This window comes from Acidovorax sp. ACV01, from assembly GCF_014851495.1.
Taxonomy (GTDB): domain Bacteria; phylum Pseudomonadota; class Gammaproteobacteria; order Burkholderiales; family Burkholderiaceae_C; genus Acidovorax; species Acidovorax radicis.
Genome location: NZ_JACUZT010000003.1, coordinates 478,201 through 493,385, shown reverse-complemented (window position 1 = coordinate 493,385; position 15,185 = coordinate 478,201). Strand labels below are relative to the sequence as shown.

14 protein-coding genes are annotated in these 15,185 nt (G+C 67.4%); 3 read left to right on the top strand and 11 right to left on the bottom strand.

Translation table 11 applies throughout. The features are described 5' to 3' along the window. Window positions 1–286: 286 nt before the first annotated feature. The 9 genes from IB243_RS10955 to IB243_RS10915 form a co-directional block, all read right to left on the bottom strand. Window positions 287–1,546, bottom strand: coding sequence for a branched-chain amino acid ABC transporter substrate-binding protein (locus IB243_RS10955; RefSeq protein WP_192426955.1), 1,260 nt, complete (start codon window positions 1,544–1,546; stop codon window positions 287–289). 73 nt (window positions 1,547–1,619) lie between these two features. Then, the gene (locus IB243_RS10950) at window positions 1,620–3,260 is read right to left on the bottom strand and encodes a long-chain-fatty-acid--CoA ligase (RefSeq protein ID WP_192426953.1); all 1,641 of its coding nucleotides are present in this window, start codon (window positions 3,258–3,260) and stop codon (window positions 1,620–1,622) included. A 163-nt stretch (window positions 3,261–3,423) separates the two neighbouring features. After that, window positions 3,424–4,911 carry a 4-hydroxy-3-polyprenylbenzoate decarboxylase gene (ubiD, locus tag IB243_RS10945; RefSeq protein ID WP_192426951.1) on the bottom strand — a complete coding sequence of 496 codons (1,488 nt, stop codon included), beginning with the start codon at window positions 4,909–4,911 and terminating at the stop codon, window positions 3,424–3,426. Between the two features lie 78 nt (window positions 4,912–4,989). Beyond that, window positions 4,990–5,574, bottom strand: coding sequence for a UbiX family flavin prenyltransferase (locus IB243_RS10940; protein WP_192426949.1), 585 nt, complete (start codon window positions 5,572–5,574; stop codon window positions 4,990–4,992). Continuing rightward, window positions 5,567–5,980, bottom strand: coding sequence for a putative zinc-binding protein (locus tag IB243_RS10935; protein ID WP_192426947.1), 414 nt, complete (start codon window positions 5,978–5,980; stop codon window positions 5,567–5,569). Before IB243_RS10935 ends, IB243_RS10940 begins: the two co-directional genes overlap by 8 nt. Before the next feature lie 2 nt (window positions 5,981–5,982). Beyond that, complete coding sequence (locus IB243_RS10930; protein ID WP_057227710.1) at window positions 5,983–6,519, bottom strand: SCP2 domain-containing protein; 537 nt, start codon at window positions 6,517–6,519, stop codon at window positions 5,983–5,985. Between the two features lie 17 nt (window positions 6,520–6,536). Next, a complete protein-coding gene (locus IB243_RS10925) occupies window positions 6,537–7,157 on the bottom strand; it encodes a hemolysin III family protein (RefSeq protein ID WP_192426945.1) in 621 nt (206 codons plus the stop codon). 18 nt (window positions 7,158–7,175) lie between these two features. Next, on the bottom strand, window positions 7,176–8,138 hold the full coding sequence (locus tag IB243_RS10920; protein WP_192426943.1) for a U32 family peptidase: 963 nt from the start codon (window positions 8,136–8,138) through the stop codon (window positions 7,176–7,178). A 223-nt stretch (window positions 8,139–8,361) separates the two neighbouring features. Next, entirely contained in the window at window positions 8,362–9,405 is a 1,044-nt protein-coding gene (locus tag IB243_RS10915; RefSeq protein ID WP_010464843.1) for a peptidase U32 family protein, read from the bottom strand. 253 nt (window positions 9,406–9,658) lie between these two features. On the opposite strand from IB243_RS10915, the gene IB243_RS10910 reads away from it, so the two are divergent. Then, the gene (locus IB243_RS10910) at window positions 9,659–10,843 is read left to right on the top strand and encodes an MFS transporter (RefSeq protein WP_192426941.1); all 1,185 of its coding nucleotides are present in this window, start codon (window positions 9,659–9,661) and stop codon (window positions 10,841–10,843) included. Here the strand turns inward: IB243_RS10910 and IB243_RS10905 are convergent. Next, window positions 10,829–11,755 (bottom strand): LysR family transcriptional regulator, encoded by a 927-nt coding sequence (locus IB243_RS10905; RefSeq protein WP_192426939.1) that lies wholly within the window; start codon window positions 11,753–11,755, stop codon window positions 10,829–10,831. The two genes, IB243_RS10910 and IB243_RS10905, sit on opposite strands and share 15 nt — an antisense overlap. A 158-nt stretch (window positions 11,756–11,913) precedes the next feature. Between IB243_RS10905 and IB243_RS10900 the strand changes: the two genes are divergently transcribed. Beyond that, window positions 11,914–13,284 (top strand): M20/M25/M40 family metallo-hydrolase, encoded by a 1,371-nt coding sequence (locus tag IB243_RS10900; protein WP_192426937.1) that lies wholly within the window; start codon window positions 11,914–11,916, stop codon window positions 13,282–13,284. A 205-nt stretch (window positions 13,285–13,489) separates the two neighbouring features. Continuing rightward, window positions 13,490–13,972, top strand: a complete 483-nt coding sequence (locus IB243_RS10895; protein ID WP_192426935.1) for a YidB family protein — start codon at window positions 13,490–13,492, stop codon at window positions 13,970–13,972. A 336-nt stretch (window positions 13,973–14,308) separates the two neighbouring features. Here IB243_RS10895 and IB243_RS10890 read toward each other — a convergent pair whose 3' ends face one another. Then, window positions 14,309–15,181, bottom strand: coding sequence for an alpha/beta hydrolase (locus tag IB243_RS10890; protein ID WP_192426934.1), 873 nt, complete (start codon window positions 15,179–15,181; stop codon window positions 14,309–14,311). Window positions 15,182–15,185 lie beyond the last annotated feature (4 nt).

Sequence of the window (15,185 nt, the reverse complement as noted above, 5' to 3'; positions counted from 1 at the left end):
GCGCCACGGACGGCGCAGGAGGAGGCGCAGGCCGATTCATGGCTTGCGGCGCACGGGGGCTTGGAGGTGCGGGGCGCCCGTCAGCAGGGGCTGCGGGCTTTATGCCCGGGCGGGGGCGTTGAAGCGATCACGCACAAGGCGCATGAGCGTGTGCGGGCCCCGCTCGCAGGCGAGAGGGAACGGGGCCCATGCCGACGACGCCCACCAAAGCGTTGCCAGCTTGCGCCAGCAGGCCTGCGCAGCGCGCGCGGCGTACTGGCGAGGAGATGTCTGAGCTACGGGGCGCTCAGGATGGCCGCTTCATCTGGCAGGACGTGGGCTGGGCGCTGATGTAGTTGTCCCAGGCTACCTCAGAGCGGAAGCCGTAGCCGGTCTTCTCGGCGTCGTACTTCACGCCCTTGCTGCCCTGCTTGGCCCAGATACCCAGGTACAGCGGCGCTTCAAGCTGGTGGTCGGTCTTGCGCATGCGCACCTCGCCCATGGGGCTCTTGTAGGTCATGCTTTCCAGTGCGAAGGCCACCTTCTTGGCGTCGGTGGACTGGGCCTTGCGCATCGCCTCGCGCAGCATGTGCATGCTGTTCCAGTGCGCGGCAAACACAAAGTCGTCACCGGTCTTTTTCTTGTAGTCCACGTAGATCTTTTCCAGCTCGGGGGTGGGCGCGTTGTGCACCCAGTTCCAGATCACCCCGACCTTGCCCTCGCCCCAGGGCCCGATCTGCGCGGGTGTGCCGGGGTTGTTGGCGTTGAGCGTGAAGTAGTTGATGTTCAGGCCGTAGTCGCGCGAGGACTTGAACAGCAGCGTGAGGTCGCTGCCCCAGTTGGAGGTGATGACCGTGTCGGCCTTGGTGGCGGCGATCTTGGCCACGTACGAGGCGAAGTCGCGCGTCTGGGCGATGGGGATGAAGTCGTCGCCCACAACCTCGATGTCGGGCCGCTTGCGGGCCAGGTATTCCTTGGCGGCCTTGGAGACCTGGCGGCCGTGGGTGTAGTCCTGGTTGAGCAGGTACACGCGCTTCACGTCCTTGCGGCCCTGCAGGTAGGTGGTCAGCGCCTCCATCTTCATCTCGCTCGATGGATAGAAACGGAAGTGCCAGAAGCTGCAGCGCTCGTTGGTGAGCTGGGGGTCCATGGCGGCGTAGTTCAGGTACACCGTCGCACGTTCGGGGTCGCGCTCGGCGAGCTTGTTGAGCGCATCCACCAACGCCAGGGCCACCCCCGAGCCGCCGCCCTGGGTGATGTAGCGCACGCCCCGGTCGGTGGCGGCCTTGAGCGCGTTCAGGCTCTCCTGCGGCGTGCCCTTGTTGTCAAAGTCCATCACCTCGAACTTGGGCTCGTTGGGCCCGGCCTTGGCGTTGACCTGCGCCACCACCTCACGCAACTGGTTGAGCGAGCTTTGGCCGGTGAGCGCAAACGGGCCGGACAGCAGGTCGATGAAGCCGATCTTCACCGTCTCGGCCGCCCCTGCGTGCGCGGACATCACCAGCGCTGCGGCGCATGCGCCGACCTTCAACCAATGGCGTGGCCATTTCCTGGGAACCATGTTCATGTGTGTCTCCGTGGGGTGGGTGAGTGGGAACGAAAGGAAAGCCAAAACCGAAAACCGTCAGCGCGCGGCGGTGTCATTCGCCGCCGAACACCGCGCCATGACGCTGCCGCAGCTCGTTTTTCTGGACCTTGCCGGTGCCGCCCAGCGGCAGGCTGTTAACAAACAGCACGTCGTCGGGCAGCCACCACTTGGCCACGCGCTGCGCCAGAAAGTCCAGGACCTGCGCCTTGTCCAGCGACTGGCCGGGCTTGCGCACGATGAAGAGCAGCGGGCGCTCGTCCCACTTGGGGTGCTTGACGCCGATGACCGCCGCCATGGCCACCGCCGGGTGCGCCACCGCGGCGTTCTCCAGGTCGATGGAGCTGATCCACTCCCCGCCCGACTTGATCACGTCCTTGGTGCGGTCGCGGATCTGCACCACGCCCTGCGGGTTGATGGTGGCGATGTCGCCCGTGGGGAACCAGCCATCCACCAGCGCCGAACGCTCGGCCTTGTGGTACCGGTCCACGATCCACTGGCCGCGCACCATCAGCTCGCCCTGCGCCACGCCGTCGCGCGGCAGGCTGGCACCGTTTTCGTCCACCAGCTTGAGCTCGATGCCGAACACCGACTTGCCCTGCTTGGCGACCAGCGCGTGGCGGTCCTCGGGCGGCAGCTCCGCATCGGCCGCACCCAGCACGCTCATGGTGGCAATCGCCGTGGTCTCGGTCATGCCCCAGCCGTGGCGTACCTCCACGTCGTACACGTCGTTGAACTTGGCGATCAGCGCCTTGGGCATGGCCGAGCCGCCCACACCCGTGCGCCGCATGGTGCTAAAGCGCAGCCCATGCTGCTCCACATGCTGGATCAGGCCCATCCAGATGGTGGGCACACCCGCGCTGACGGTGACGCGCTCGGTCTCCATCAGCTCGTACAGGCTTGCCGCATCCAGGCGCGGGCCGGGCAGCACCAGCTTGGCGCCGCCGATCAGCGCCGCATAAGGCAGGCACCAGGCGTTGATGTGGAACATGGGCACCACGGGCAGAATGGTCTCCCGCGCGCTGATGCTCAGCACGCCCGGCATGCAGGCCGACAGGGCACTGAGCGCCAGCGCCCGGTGCGAATACAGCACGCCCTTGGGGTTGCCGGTGGTGCCCGACGTGTAGCACAGCGCCGCGCCGGACTTTTCATCGCACTGGGGCCAGGTGAAGCGGTCGGCCTGGCGGGCCACCAGCGTCTCGTACGCCTCGACCCCGCTGACGCCTTGCAGATCGATGGCGCCCAGCGTGTCGGCATCACACAGCGCCACCCAGTGCCGCACGCGGGGGCACGACGCCGCAATGGCGCGCACCAGCGGTGCAAAGGTGGTGTCAAACAGAACCACTTCGTCGTCGGCGTGGTTGACGATGTAGGCCAGCTGCTCGGGGTGCAGGCGTGGGTTGCAGGTGTGCATGACCATGCCGCTGCCGGACACGGCGTAGTACGCCTCCAGATGGCGGTGGTTGTTCCAGGCCAGCGACCCCACCACGCTGCCAGGGCGCAGGCCCAGCGCCTGCAATGCGTTGGCGAGCTGCCGGGCGCGCTGGGCCATGTCCGAAAAGCGGTAGCGGTGCAGGCTGCCATTGGTATCGCGCGAGACGATCTGCTGGTCGCCGTACTGGTTCTCGCCATGCTCGAGGATGGCCGAAACCAGTAATGGCCGGTCCATCATGCTGCCGGGCTGTTGCTGCTGCATTGCCGTTGTCTCCTAGGGATGTGCGCTGTGCTGCATCGCGGCATCCGTGGGTGCCGGTGCAGGGCCCTCTTTATCGGGGCTGGCACATCGTCGCAAACAACGCGGGGCGTGCTTGTCTTCTACGTGACTGGGGAGCGCAGCACCGCCTTGGTGCACGGAGGTGTCAAAGGCCCAGCGCTGTGAAAAGCGTGTCCATGCGCGCCTGCACGGCGGCGTCCATGGCCATGGGGCGGCCCCACTCGCGCTGGGTTTCACCCGGCCACTTGTTCGTGGCATCCATCCCCATCTTGCTGCCCAGGCCGCTCACGGGCGAGGCGAAGTCCAGGTAGTCGATGGGGGTGTGCTCCACCAGCAGCGTGTCGCGGGCAGGGTCCATGCGGGTGGTGATGGCCCAGATCACGTCCTTCCAGTCGCGCACGTCCACATCGGCATCCACCACCACGATGAACTTGGTGTACATGAACTGGCGCAGGTGGCTCCACACGCCCATCATCACGCGCCGTGCGTGGCCTGCGTAGGCCTTGCGGATGCTGACCACCGCTAGCCGATAGCTGCAGCCTTCGGGCGGCAGGTAGAAATCCACGATCTCGGGGAACTGCTTTTGCAGCAGCGGGATGAACAGCTCGTTCATCGCCAGGCCCAGCACGGCGGGTTCGTCGGGCGGTTTGCCGGTGTAGGTGCTGTGGTAGATCGCGTCCTGGCGCAGCGTGATGCGGTCCACCGTGAGCACGGGGAACTCGGCGCATTCGTTGTAGTAGCCGGTGTGGTCGCCGTACGGGCCTTCCAGTGCGTGCTGCCAGCCGCTTTTGTGGTGCGCATCGGGCTGGATATGGCCTTCGAGCACGATCTCGGCCGTCGCAGGCACCTGCAGCGGCACGCCCAGCGCGGGCGTGACTTCGGTGCGGGCTCCGCGCAGCAAGCCCGCAAACTGGTATTCGCTCAAGCTGTCGGGCACGGGCGTGACGGCGCCCAGCAGCGTGGCGGGGTCGGCGCCCAGGGCCACGGCCACGGGGTAGGGCTGGCCGGGGCGCTGGGCGCAGTGGTCGGCAAAGTCCAGCGCGCCGCCGCGGTGCGCCAGCCAGCGCACGATGACCTGGTTGCGCGAGAGCACCTGCTGGCGGTAGATGCCCAGGTTCTGCCGCGCCTTGCGCGGGCCGCGCGTGATGGTCAGGCCCCAGGTGATGAGCGGGGCCACGTCGCCGGGCCAGCAGTGCTGCACGGGCAGGCGGTCGAGATGAACGTCGGGGCCTTCCCACACCTCTTGCTGGCAGGGCGCACCACGCGCCACGGTGTGCGGCGCCATGTTCCACAGGGTCTTGAGCAGCTGGCCCATGCCCAGCATGTCCTTGAAGCCTTTGGGGGCCTCGGGCTCTTTCAGCGTGGCGAGCAATTCGCCCAGGGCGCGCACACCGCGCAGGTCCGGCACACCCATGGCGCGGGCCACGCGGGCGGGTGTGCCGAACAGGTTGGTGAGCACCGGCATGTGGTGGCCCGTGGGCTGCTCGAACAGCAACGCAGGCCCTCCGGCGCGCAGCACGCGGTCGCTGAGTGCGGTCATCTCCAGGTGGGGCGAGACGCTTTCGCCCACACGGCGCAGGTCGCCGGTGGCTTCGAGCTGGGCCATGAAGTCGCGCAGGTCGCGGTAGGCCATATTAGTTATCAGAACATGAACAAAAAAGGCCGTTTGCGCACGTCCATCATTCGCAACCAGCTATTAATACAATAGCAATCAATCCAATCCCTGCCAGCGAGGCATCAGGCTGTGCTCCACGCCGATCAGGTCCAGCACACGTGCCACACTGGTGTCCACCACCTCGCCCACGGTCTGCGGGCGCAGGTAGAAGGCGGGCAGTGGCGGGCAGACGATGCCGCCCATCTCGGTCACGGCCACCATGTTGCGCAGGTGGGTGAGGTGCAGCGGCGACTCGCGCACCATTAGCACCAGGCGGCGGCGCTCCTTGAGGGCGACGTCGGCTGCGCGCGTGAGCAGGTTGTCGGCCAGGCCATGCGCAATGGCGGCCAGCGTGCGCATGGAGCAGGGCGCGACCACCATGGCATGGCACTGGAACGAGCCGCTGGCAATGGCTGCCCCCACGTTGGCGACGTCGTGCACGCGGTGCGCGAGGGCCTCCACGGCGGGGCGGTCCATGTCCAGCTCGTGCTGCAGATTGCGCCAGCCTGCGTCCGAGACGACCAGGTGGGTCTCGATGCCGCTCTGGCCCTGCAGCACCTGCAGCAGGCGCGCGCCGTACACGGCGCCGCTGGCGCCCGAGATGGCGACGATGACGCGGCGAAGGGATGTGGACTCAGCCATGGGGCACCCCTTCAGCAGCCGAGGCACGCAGCGGCTCGGCCAGCTGGTCGGCCTCGACCTGCTCCAGCACCAGCGCGGCCTGCACGGGGTCGAAGTCTTCGTGCGCGCGTTTTTTCACACCGTATTGCTGCAGCTGGTAATGCCGGTCGGCCGCAATGCCGTGGCGCGCGAGCGTGCTTTTGACGCAGACCAGCGGGCAGCCGTCGAGCGCGATGATGGGGCGGCCCGAGCGCACAGTCTTCATGAGGTGCGGCACATCGCCGCCCACGCCCGCAATGCACGACATCTCGGCCACGCCGTGCCGGTCGAGCTGCAGCGCCACGTGGTTGGCCAGCTGCGCGGCGCTGGAGCAGCCGGAGCAGGAATAGACCAAGGGGTGGTTCTGGGGATGGGTGTCGGTGGTCATGCTCACCCTCCGTTGCGTGGTGTCGGGTCCAGGCGGCGGCGCAGGTGGCCCAGCACCTGGCGCGGCGCCAACTTCTGCGCCCACTGGCGCGGGTCCAGCACCGGCAGCTCGATGGCGTCGAGTGCGTTCTTGACCACCAGGCCCAGTTCGGTGTCGCCCTCCATCGACAGGCGGCGACTGAAGAACAGCGTGTCCGGGTCCTGCTGGCGCTGGGCCAGCAGCAGGAAGTCGTGCGCCGTGGCGCTCAGCGTGACGTCGGCCACCGCCGGGGCCACCAGCGGGGCGTGGGGTGCAAAACGCTGGCCCGTCCAGGCAAAGTCGAAGGCCACGCGCGCATCGCGCACCTGCACCCGCATCTTCTTGTGGAGCAACAAGCGGCCCACATCACCAGGCAGGTGCCGCGCGAGCGCCAGGTTGAGCGCCGTCACCAGCAGCATCGAGCCGGGGTAGGCAGGCAGGCGCGACAGCAAAGCCCCCACGGGAGGCGGCACCAGCCGTGGGTTCGCGGCAGGCGTGGGCGAAGAAGGGAAAGCAGCCATAGGTAGAAGACGGGCCCTCAGGCCACGTAGAAAAACACGGTGAAAAAATGGCAGACACTGCCGCCCAGCACAAACAGGTGCCACAGCCCGTGGCCATGGCGCACGCGGTGGTCCAGCGCATAGAAGATGATGCCCAGTGTGTAGCAGGCCCCACCCGCCAGCAGCCCGCCAAAACCCCCGGGCGTGAGCGCGTGCCACAGCGGCACCACAGCCACCAGCGCCAGCCAGCCCATGAGCACGTAGATGACCAGCGACAACACACGCGCGCCCCGTGCCCACCAGATCTCCTGCGCGATGCCCAGCAGGGCCAGGCCCCACACCACGCCCAGCAACGACCAGCCCCAGGGCCCGCGCAGCGACACCAGCGCAAACGGCGTGTAGCTGCCGGCGATCAGCAGGTAGATACTGCAGTGGTCCAGCTTTTGCAGCACGGCCTTGATGGCGCGCCGGCGCACGCTGTGGTACGCGGTGGACGCCGCGTACAGCGCCACCAGCATGGCGCCATAGATGCTGAACGCGACCACCTTCCACGGGTCACCCAGGCGCACCGCCAGCGTGATGAGCACAGTCGCGCCCGCCGTGGCCAGCAGTGCGCCCACCAGGTGGCTGATGCTGTTGAAACGTTCGCCGGGGTACATGCGGTGATTCGCTTCGCGTTATGGATGCATCGCAGGCCGCGCGGCAGCACCACGCGCTGCCCCTTGCAGCCCCTGCTCCAGGCCTGGGCGCCCGAACCAGTAGCCGTTGCAGGGCAGATCGGGCATGAAGGGCTGCATGCGCTCCACAAAGTCGGGGGTCTTTTCAGCAGTCTCTTTCGCAGCCACGGCGCGGCGGGCTTCGTCAAACGCGGCGATCACCTGCGGCATGTGCTGCGCCTGCGGGCTCAGCCGCACCACGCCCACACCCTGGGCGCGCATCGCGGCCAGTTCGTTGGCCAGGTTGTAAACACGGGCCGACTGGGTCTGCGTGCCGTTAAGCACCAGAAAACCCTCGCTCTCGCGCGTGCGCAGCGGCAGTCCGTCGGCATGGTCGAGGCAGCTGAACTGGCAGTCGTCCTTGGGCAGGTTACGGTGGCGCGCGGTGAAGCAGCGTGCCGAATAGGCCAGTGGCATGCGCCCGTAGGCAAACACCTCGGTCTCGATGTCTGCGGGCCGCTGCGCCAGCACGGCGGAGAGGGCGTCCTGCGACATTTCAAGCGGCATCACCCAGCGGGTGGCACCCAGCTGCGCCATCCATTGCAGCGAGTGCGCGTTGTACAGGTTCAGGTGCGGTCCGGCCACAAAGGCCTGCGGCCCGGCGGGTGCACGCGCAAGGCAGCTCACCGCCCCCATGTCATTGGCCTCGACCAGAAATTCGCCGTTGCCTGTGATCTTGTGCATCACGCCCACGTCGGCGCTGGACTCGATGAGCACCTGGCTGGACAAGACCGCCTCCTTGCCCGCGTCCCGCAGCATGCGCGCCAGCGCCAGCCAGTCGGCCAGGCGCAGCTCATGGCGGCGTGAGCACACCGTCTCGCCCAGGTACACCACATCCACGGGCGTGGCGGCCATGGCCTCGTAGAACGCGAACACGGTGTCGCGGGGCCAGTAGTACAGCAGCGGGCCGAGAGAGAGTTTCATGGGGCGGTCTCCGGGGTTTCATCGTGATATTTCGGATTCAAAGCGGCGCACCGACCTTCGATCTGGCGCGATCCAGGCCAGGGGACGCCGCGCAAGGGCCGCCAAGCCGCGTATGCGGCGCTTCGCTGGCGTGCGCTGGCGTTGTCCCCCTTCCCCTAGCGCGAAGCGCGTAGAGAGAAGGGGGAAGCCGCGCAGCGGCTCAGGGGGTTGTCGCCTGATCATTTCATTTCCAGGGGCGGTGGTAGGCGCCTAGCGTGTGCTGCTGGCCTTCTGCCACCTGGTCCAGGCTGGCCATCCAGCGTGTCTTGGGCGCGTAGCGGTGGGGAAAAGCCAGGCACTGGTCCATGGCCTCGCGCCAGACCTGGGTGACCTGCGCCACATACGCGGGGCTGCGTTGGCGGCCTTCGATCTTGATGGCGCGCACGCCCATCTTGAGCAGCTGGGGCAGCAGCTCCAGCGTGTTGAGGCTGGTGGGCTCTTCGATGGCGTAGTAGTTCTCGTCATCCCCCACGTCGAAGCGGCCCTTGCACAGCGTGGGGTAGCCCGCGTTCTCGCCGGGTGCATAGCGGTCGATGAGCACGCCGTTCAGGCGCGACTCGCGGCCCTGCGGGGTCTCCACCCAGCGCACGGCCTTCGGGGGTGAACACACGCCGTGCGTGTTGGGCGATTCGCCGGTCACATACGACGACAGCGCGCAGCGCCCCTCGACCATCACGCACAGACTGCCAAAACCGAACACCTCGATCTCGACCGGCGTGCGGTCGATGACCTGGCGCACCTGCTCCATCGACAGCACGCGCGGCAGCACGGCGCGCACGATGCCGAACTGCTCGCGGTAGAAGTTGATGGCCTCGTAGTTGGTGGCCGAGCCCTGCACCGACAGGTGCAGCCGCAGCCGGGGGTGGCGCTGCACCGCGTATTGCATGAGGCCCGGGTCGGCCAGGATGACCGCGTCCACGCCCAGGTCGACCGCCTTGTCCAGTGCGCTGCGCCACGGCCCCGGATTGGCGGCCTGCGGGTAGGTGTTGAGCGCCATGAAGACCTTGCAGCCACGCGCGTGGGCATAGCCAATACCCTGGGCGATGGCCGCTTCGTCAAAGTTGAGGCCCGCAAAATTGCGCGCGTTGGTGGCGTCGCGCAGGCCCAGGTAGACGCAGTTGGCGCCGTGGTCCACGGCCGCTTTCAGGGCGGGCAGGCTGCCCGCGGGGCAGACCAGTTCCAGGGCGGGCGAGGCGGGCTCCGGGGCCTCAGGCAGCGCAGCCTCCATCGATTTCAGGGGTTCCATCACAAGCATTCAAACGCTGGCCCCGGTGGGGAGCCACAGCACTGGGCGCCACCATACGGGGGCCGCCCAACGCATCCGCTGATCTTCATCAACGGCGGTGCACAATGCTGGAGCAAAGCAGTCGGGTTTTGATGTGCCCCACCTTCCCGGCGCACCCCACTGCCGTCCGGCCTTGACTTGCATCTATGCTGCCGTCCCTTAACGCCCTTCTGCCCGCTCCAAGCGCTGCCCTACCGTGAACAAGAACCTGTGGTTGCTGGCCCTGTGCCAAGGCCTTTTCCTGACCAACAACGTCGTCTTCATCGCCATCAACGGGCTGGTGGGCCTGCAGCTGGCGCCCTTTGGCTGGATGGCCACGCTGCCGGTGATGGGCTACGTGGTGGGCGGCGCGCTGTCCACGCCCCTGGTGGCCAGGACGCAGATGCGCTGGGGCCGCAAGGTGTCGTTCCAGATCGGGCTGGCCGTGGCCGTGGCATCGGCCGCGCTGTGTGCCTGGGCGGCGTTCAGCGCCAGCTTCTGGCTGCTGTGCACGGCCACCCTGGTGGCGGGCTACTACAGCGCCAACGGCGGCCTGTACCGCTTTGCCGCCGCCGAACTGGCCAAGCAGGACTACCGCGAAAAGGCCGTCTCGCTGGTGCTGGCGGGCGGCCTGCTGGGCGCCGTGGCAGGCCCCAACCTGGCCAGCGCCACGCGCACGCTGTTCCCGGTGCCGTTTGCGGGCGCCTATATCGCGCTCATCGGTGTGGCACTGTTGTCCATGCTGTGCATGACAGCCATCCGGTTCGAGGTGCAACCCGTGGTGCTCAATGCGGCGGGGCAACGCGAGCAAGGGCGCCCCCTTTCTGTGCTGATGCGCCAGCCCGCCTTCATCGTGGCCATTGTGGGCGCCGCGCTGGGCTATGGCGTGATGAACCTGCTGATGGCGGCCACGCCGCTGGCCATGCAGGTGTGTGGCTTTGACTTCGACGCCTCAGCGCTGGTGCTGGAGTGGCATGTGATCGGCATGTTCGCACCCGGCTTTGTCACTGGCCACCTCATCAAGCGTTTTGGCGTGCTGCCCATCATGGGCACGGGGGTGTTGCTCAACCTGGCGTGTGTGGCGGTGGCGCTGATGGGCGTGGAGCTGCACCACTTCGGCATTGCGCTGTTCTTCCTGGGTGTGGGCTGGAACTTCCTGTTCACTGGCTCCACCACGCTGGCCATGACGGCCTACCGCCCCGAGGAGAAGGACCGCGCCCAGGCGGCCATCAACTTCTGCGTGTACGCCACGCTGGCGCTGAGTGCGTTCTCGTCGGGCGTGCTGGTCACCACGCAGGGCTGGACGCTGCTCAACGCCGGCTCGCTGGTGCCGATTGTGGTGACGGGGCTGGCACTGGCCTGGCTGGGTGTGCAGCGCAAGCGCGTTTCAACCGGCGCCTGAGGACGCGGCAGCCGTGGTGCCTTCCGCCGCCACGGTGGTGCGCAGCCACTGTGCAAAGGCCGCCACCGCAGGGTCTTCCAGACGCCCCGGCGCCACGAAGAGGCTGTAGCCGCGCACGCCGCTGTCGTGGTGCGGGTGGGCCAGCACCAGCTCGCCCGACTGCAGTTCGCGCTCGACAAAGTACCGGGGCACCACGCCGACGCCCAGGTCGGCGCGCACCGCCTCCACCAGCATCGAGAACAGGTCGAATCGGTGGCCTCCCAAAGTGTGGCCGGGGATGCGCGTGATGCCGGCACGGCCAAACCATTCGTCCCACGCGCCCAGGCGCGAGCTGAGCTGCAGCAGCGGCACGGCGCGGAAGTCGCCGCGCTCTGTCGCGCGGCGGTGGCGCGATTGCGGTGCACACACGGCCACGCAGACCTCGGGCATCAGGGACGCGGGCACCACCCCGGGCCAGGCCGCGTCGTCGTACTGCACGGCCACATCAAACGGAACCTCCACCATGTAGATCTGCGTAGGGTACACCTGCAGGTGCAGGCTGCATCCCTTCTGCTGCGCGAGGAAAGTGGGCAACCGGGGCAACAGCCAGCGCTCGGCAAACACGGGCACGCAGCCCACCAGCAGGCGCGCGCCATCGGGCCGCTGGGCCATGGCTTCGAGTGTGTGGTTCTGCAGCCGCAGCAGGTCGCCCACGATCTGCCCGTGGTAGCGGCGGCCCACCTCGGTGAGCGTGGAGCCGCGTGCGCCACGCTGCACCAGTTGCAGGCCCAGCTGGCCCTCCAGCAGGCGCAGCTGCTGGCTCACGGCGCTGTGGGTGAGGCAGAGTTCTTCGGCGGCCTTGCTCACACCGTGGTGGCGCGCCACGGCATCAAAAACGAGCAGGGCGCGGGTGCTGGGGATGTGTCGGCGCATGTAAGAAAAACTGTCGGCAGGACAGATTAAAGCAGAGCCCAGGGGCGGGGTTCGGTCCAACAATTGCATGGCACTGCATACCGGCCCACGGCTCCATCCACGATGGCTGGACAGGCCGGTCACTCCTTCCGTTTGTGTTCGTGTTTCGCTGGATCACCATGACTCTCCCTCTCCATACCTTCCGTGCCACAGCCCTTGCTGGTGCCATGGCCCTCGCCTGCGCCGCCTTGCTGCCCTCTGCAGCCTATGCACAGTTCGGCGCCGTGGCGCCCACGCCCGCCGCGCTGCGTCCCGCCGTGGACAAGGCCTATAGCCAGCTCATGGCTGCGCCCCAGATCCTGCAGCTGCTCGACGCAGTGAAGGCCGACCACGACCGCGCCACCGAAGACCTGCGCATGCTCACCGAGATCGAGGCCCCGCCGTTCAAGGAGCAAAAACGCGCCGAGGCGTTCCTCGCACGCCTGAAGACCCTGGGCTTGGCCAGCGCCGCCATCGACGCCGAAGGCAACGTGGTGGGCGTGCGCAAGGGCACGGGCAACGGCCCCAAGCTCGTGATCTCGGCCCACCTGGACACGGTGTTCCCGGCCGGCACCGACGTGAAGGTGAAGGAGCGCGACGACAAGCTGTATGCGCCCGGCATTTCCGACAACACGCGCGGCCTGGCCGTGCTGCTGTCGTGGCTCAAGGTGTTGAACGACCAGAAGATCGCCACCGTGGGCGACCTGGTGTTTGTGGGCAATGTGGGCGAGGAAGAACTGGGCAACCTGCGCGGCATGAAGCACCTGTTCAAGGAGCACCTCGACATCGACGGTTTGGTGGCGCTGGAGCCCGCACCCGACGGCACCGTGCTGGTGCTGGGCACGGGCAGCCACCGCCATGAAGTCACCTTCAAGGGCCCGGGCGGCCACAGCTACGCCGCGTTTGGAGAGGTGCCCAGCGCCATCCACGGCATGGGCCGCGCCATTGCCAAGATCGCCGAGATCCGCACCCCCAAGAGTCCCAAAACCACCTTCACCGTGGGAACGGTGGGCGGCGGCACATCCGTCAACACCATCGCGCCCGATGCGCGCATGGCGGTGGACATCCGCTCCGACGAAACAGCCCCGATGCTGGCCACGGAAAAGCAGGTGTTGGCCGCCGTGGACAGTGCCGTGACCGAAGAAAACGCGCGCTGGGGTGTGAACACCTTGAGCGCATCGACCAAACTCATCGGCGACCGGCCCGGTGGCCGTACGGCGGCGGATTCGGTCATTGTGGAAGCGGCCGTGCGCGCCAACACGGCGTTTGGCCGCAAGACGGTGCTGGGCGGCGCGAGCACCGATGCCAACGTGCCCATGTCGCTGGGCATCCCCGCCATCGTGATCGGGGGCGGCGGCAAGACGGGCGGTTTCCACGCGCTGTCCGAATGGATCGACCTGACGGATGCCTGGAAGGGCGCACAAAGCTCGCTGGTCACGGTGCTGGGGCTGGTGGGGGTGCAAGGCGTGAGCACGCCGCTGCTGGACAAGCGCCCACCCCGCGCCCACTAACGCAGTCGCCCTGCCACGCACCGGCACTAAGGGTGTCGTGGCATTCGGCATCCGCTTGCCTATCGCCAAGGGGCCTGCGGTAGAAGAATTCACGATTGTTGACACAGCAGCCAGCCCCTGCCTGCGTACCATCGGCAGTTAGCAGACCGTGGTCACGGTCCGGCCGCTCTGCGGTTGTCTTTTATTCCTTCTGCAGGAGAACACCATGGGTTTGCTCGATTCCGTTCTGGGTGCCGTCATCAACAATGCATCGCAAGGCGGCAGCGACGCCGCTGCGTCCGGTGGGGCCGGAGGTGGCTTGGGGGGGCTGATCAGCATGGCCGCGCAAAACCCGCAGCTGGTGCAGGCCGTGATGTCCCTGATCAGCAACGACGGCCCGGTGGGTGGCCTGCCGGGCCTGATGGCCAAGTTTCAGCAGGCTGGGCTGGGCAATGTGATTGCGTCCTGGCTCAGCGCGGGGCCCAACCAGGCGATCTCGGGCGAGCAGCTGTCCGATGTGCTGGGCAGCGGCCCGCTGTCGCAGATCGCGTCGCAACTGGGCGTAGGCCCCGGAGCCGCCGCAGGCCAACTGGCCCAGGTGCTGCCGGGCCTGATCGACCAGCTCAGCCCACGCGGCGAGGCACCGCAGGGCGGGTTTGGCACATCGAACGACCTGTTCGGAATGCTGGGCGGTTTGCTGCAAAAATGATATCTACCAGCGCTTGATGGATAAGCGCTGGCGACCATTTTTATTTGAAATTCTGGGTGGCAGCGCTTGGAACGTGTTCACGATCTCGCAGGGGTCGCGTTGGAGCGCAATCGGGATGAGTGGATGCTTCGGATGCGCCGCATGGGCTCATGCCCATGCAAGCAGCCGGGGCTTCCAATCGCCCGATTTCGCTCCAACCCTTCGCGCAGCGGCCTTGGCGGGCGGTCTGCGGCGTTGCGGCGCTTGCCAATAGCCAAGCTATTGGCTGCGCACCGCGCCTAGCATCCCATCCCGCCAAGGCCGCTGCGCGACTCCTGGGAGATCGTGAACACGTTCTTAGGAGGCCACCGGGCATCGCTGTACCAGCCATTGCTGCAGCAGGTCGAACACCGGATCGGCCAGTTCCGGGCTTTCGTTGAACAGCTCGTGGAACAGGGGCTCGAAACAATGCGCGTGCACCAGCGCCTTGGGTGCGGCCGCTGCAAAGGCGCGGCTGCCCGCCGGGTTGACCAGCTTGTCACCGCCCGCCCACATCAACAGCGTGGGCACGCTCCAGTGCGCGGCGCGGGCCACGGTGGCGGGGCCGCCGTTGGCGATGAAACGCGCCAGGCGTGCGCTGATGCGGTCGTGGCACAGCGGATCGGCCAGGTAGGCGGCCACCACAGCGGGGTCGTGCGAGAGGTACTGTGCATCCAGCCCGTTGCCCACGCGCAGGTTGGGCGCGATGCGCGGCAGCGTGGCCAGCAGCAGCTTTTGCACGGCGCCCAGGCCCGCATCGAGTGCGGGGGATGACAGCACCAGCGCGTCCACAGGCCGCAGGTTCATCGCCACAAAACGCGATGCCACCAGCCCGCCCATGCTGTGGCCCAGCAACACCAGCGGCTGGCCGGCGGGCAAACGGGCGCGCGTTGCATCGACCATGTCGACCAGATCGTCCAGCAGGCGCAGGTCCGAGGTGAGCCCGCCGCGCGGCCCGCTCGATTCGCCGTGGCCGTATTGGTCGTAGCCGCGCGCTGCGAACCCCCAGGCGTTCAGCCGCCGCGCCACCGCGTCGTAGCGGCCCACATGTTCGCCCAGGCCATGCACCAGCAGCACGGTGCCGCGCTGGGGCTCGCCTTCCGGCAGGGGCCAGTCCTGCACGGCCAGGTTCTCTCCATCGCTGGCGGTGAAGGTGGTGAGTGTGGAGGGAAGGGTTTCTTCAGAGGTCATGGCA

What these genes read in the sequence shown, in the direction of transcription:
- IB243_RS10955 (WP_192426955.1), bottom strand. Translation starts at nt 1,546, where the DNA reads ATGAACATGGTTCCCAGGAAATGGCCACGCCATTGGTTGAAGGTCGGC.
- IB243_RS10950 (WP_192426953.1), bottom strand. Translation starts at nt 3,260, where the DNA reads ATGCAGCAGCAACAGCCCGGCAGCATGATGGACCGGCCATTACTGGTT.
- ubiD (WP_192426951.1), bottom strand. Translation starts at nt 4,911, where the DNA reads ATGGCCTACCGCGACCTGCGCGACTTCATGGCCCAGCTCGAAGCCACC.
- IB243_RS10940 (WP_192426949.1), bottom strand. Translation starts at nt 5,574, where the DNA reads ATGGCTGAGTCCACATCCCTTCGCCGCGTCATCGTCGCCATCTCGGGC.
- IB243_RS10935 (WP_192426947.1), bottom strand. Translation starts at nt 5,980, where the DNA reads ATGACCACCGACACCCATCCCCAGAACCACCCCTTGGTCTATTCCTGC.
- IB243_RS10930 (WP_057227710.1), bottom strand. Translation starts at nt 6,519, where the DNA reads ATGGCTGCTTTCCCTTCTTCGCCCACGCCTGCCGCGAACCCACGGCTG.
- IB243_RS10925 (WP_192426945.1), bottom strand. Translation starts at nt 7,157, where the DNA reads ATGTACCCCGGCGAACGTTTCAACAGCATCAGCCACCTGGTGGGCGCA.
- IB243_RS10920 (WP_192426943.1), bottom strand. Translation starts at nt 8,138, where the DNA reads ATGAAACTCTCTCTCGGCCCGCTGCTGTACTACTGGCCCCGCGACACC.
- IB243_RS10915 (WP_010464843.1), bottom strand. Translation starts at nt 9,405, where the DNA reads ATGGAGGCTGCGCTGCCTGAGGCCCCGGAGCCCGCCTCGCCCGCCCTG.
- IB243_RS10905 (WP_192426939.1), bottom strand. Translation starts at nt 11,755, where the DNA reads ATGCGCCGACACATCCCCAGCACCCGCGCCCTGCTCGTTTTTGATGCC.
- IB243_RS10900 (WP_192426937.1), top strand. Translation starts at nt 11,914, where the DNA reads ATGACTCTCCCTCTCCATACCTTCCGTGCCACAGCCCTTGCTGGTGCC.
- IB243_RS10895 (WP_192426935.1), top strand. Translation starts at nt 13,490, where the DNA reads ATGGGTTTGCTCGATTCCGTTCTGGGTGCCGTCATCAACAATGCATCG.
- IB243_RS10890 (WP_192426934.1), bottom strand. Translation starts at nt 15,181, where the DNA reads ATGACCTCTGAAGAAACCCTTCCCTCCACACTCACCACCTTCACCGCC.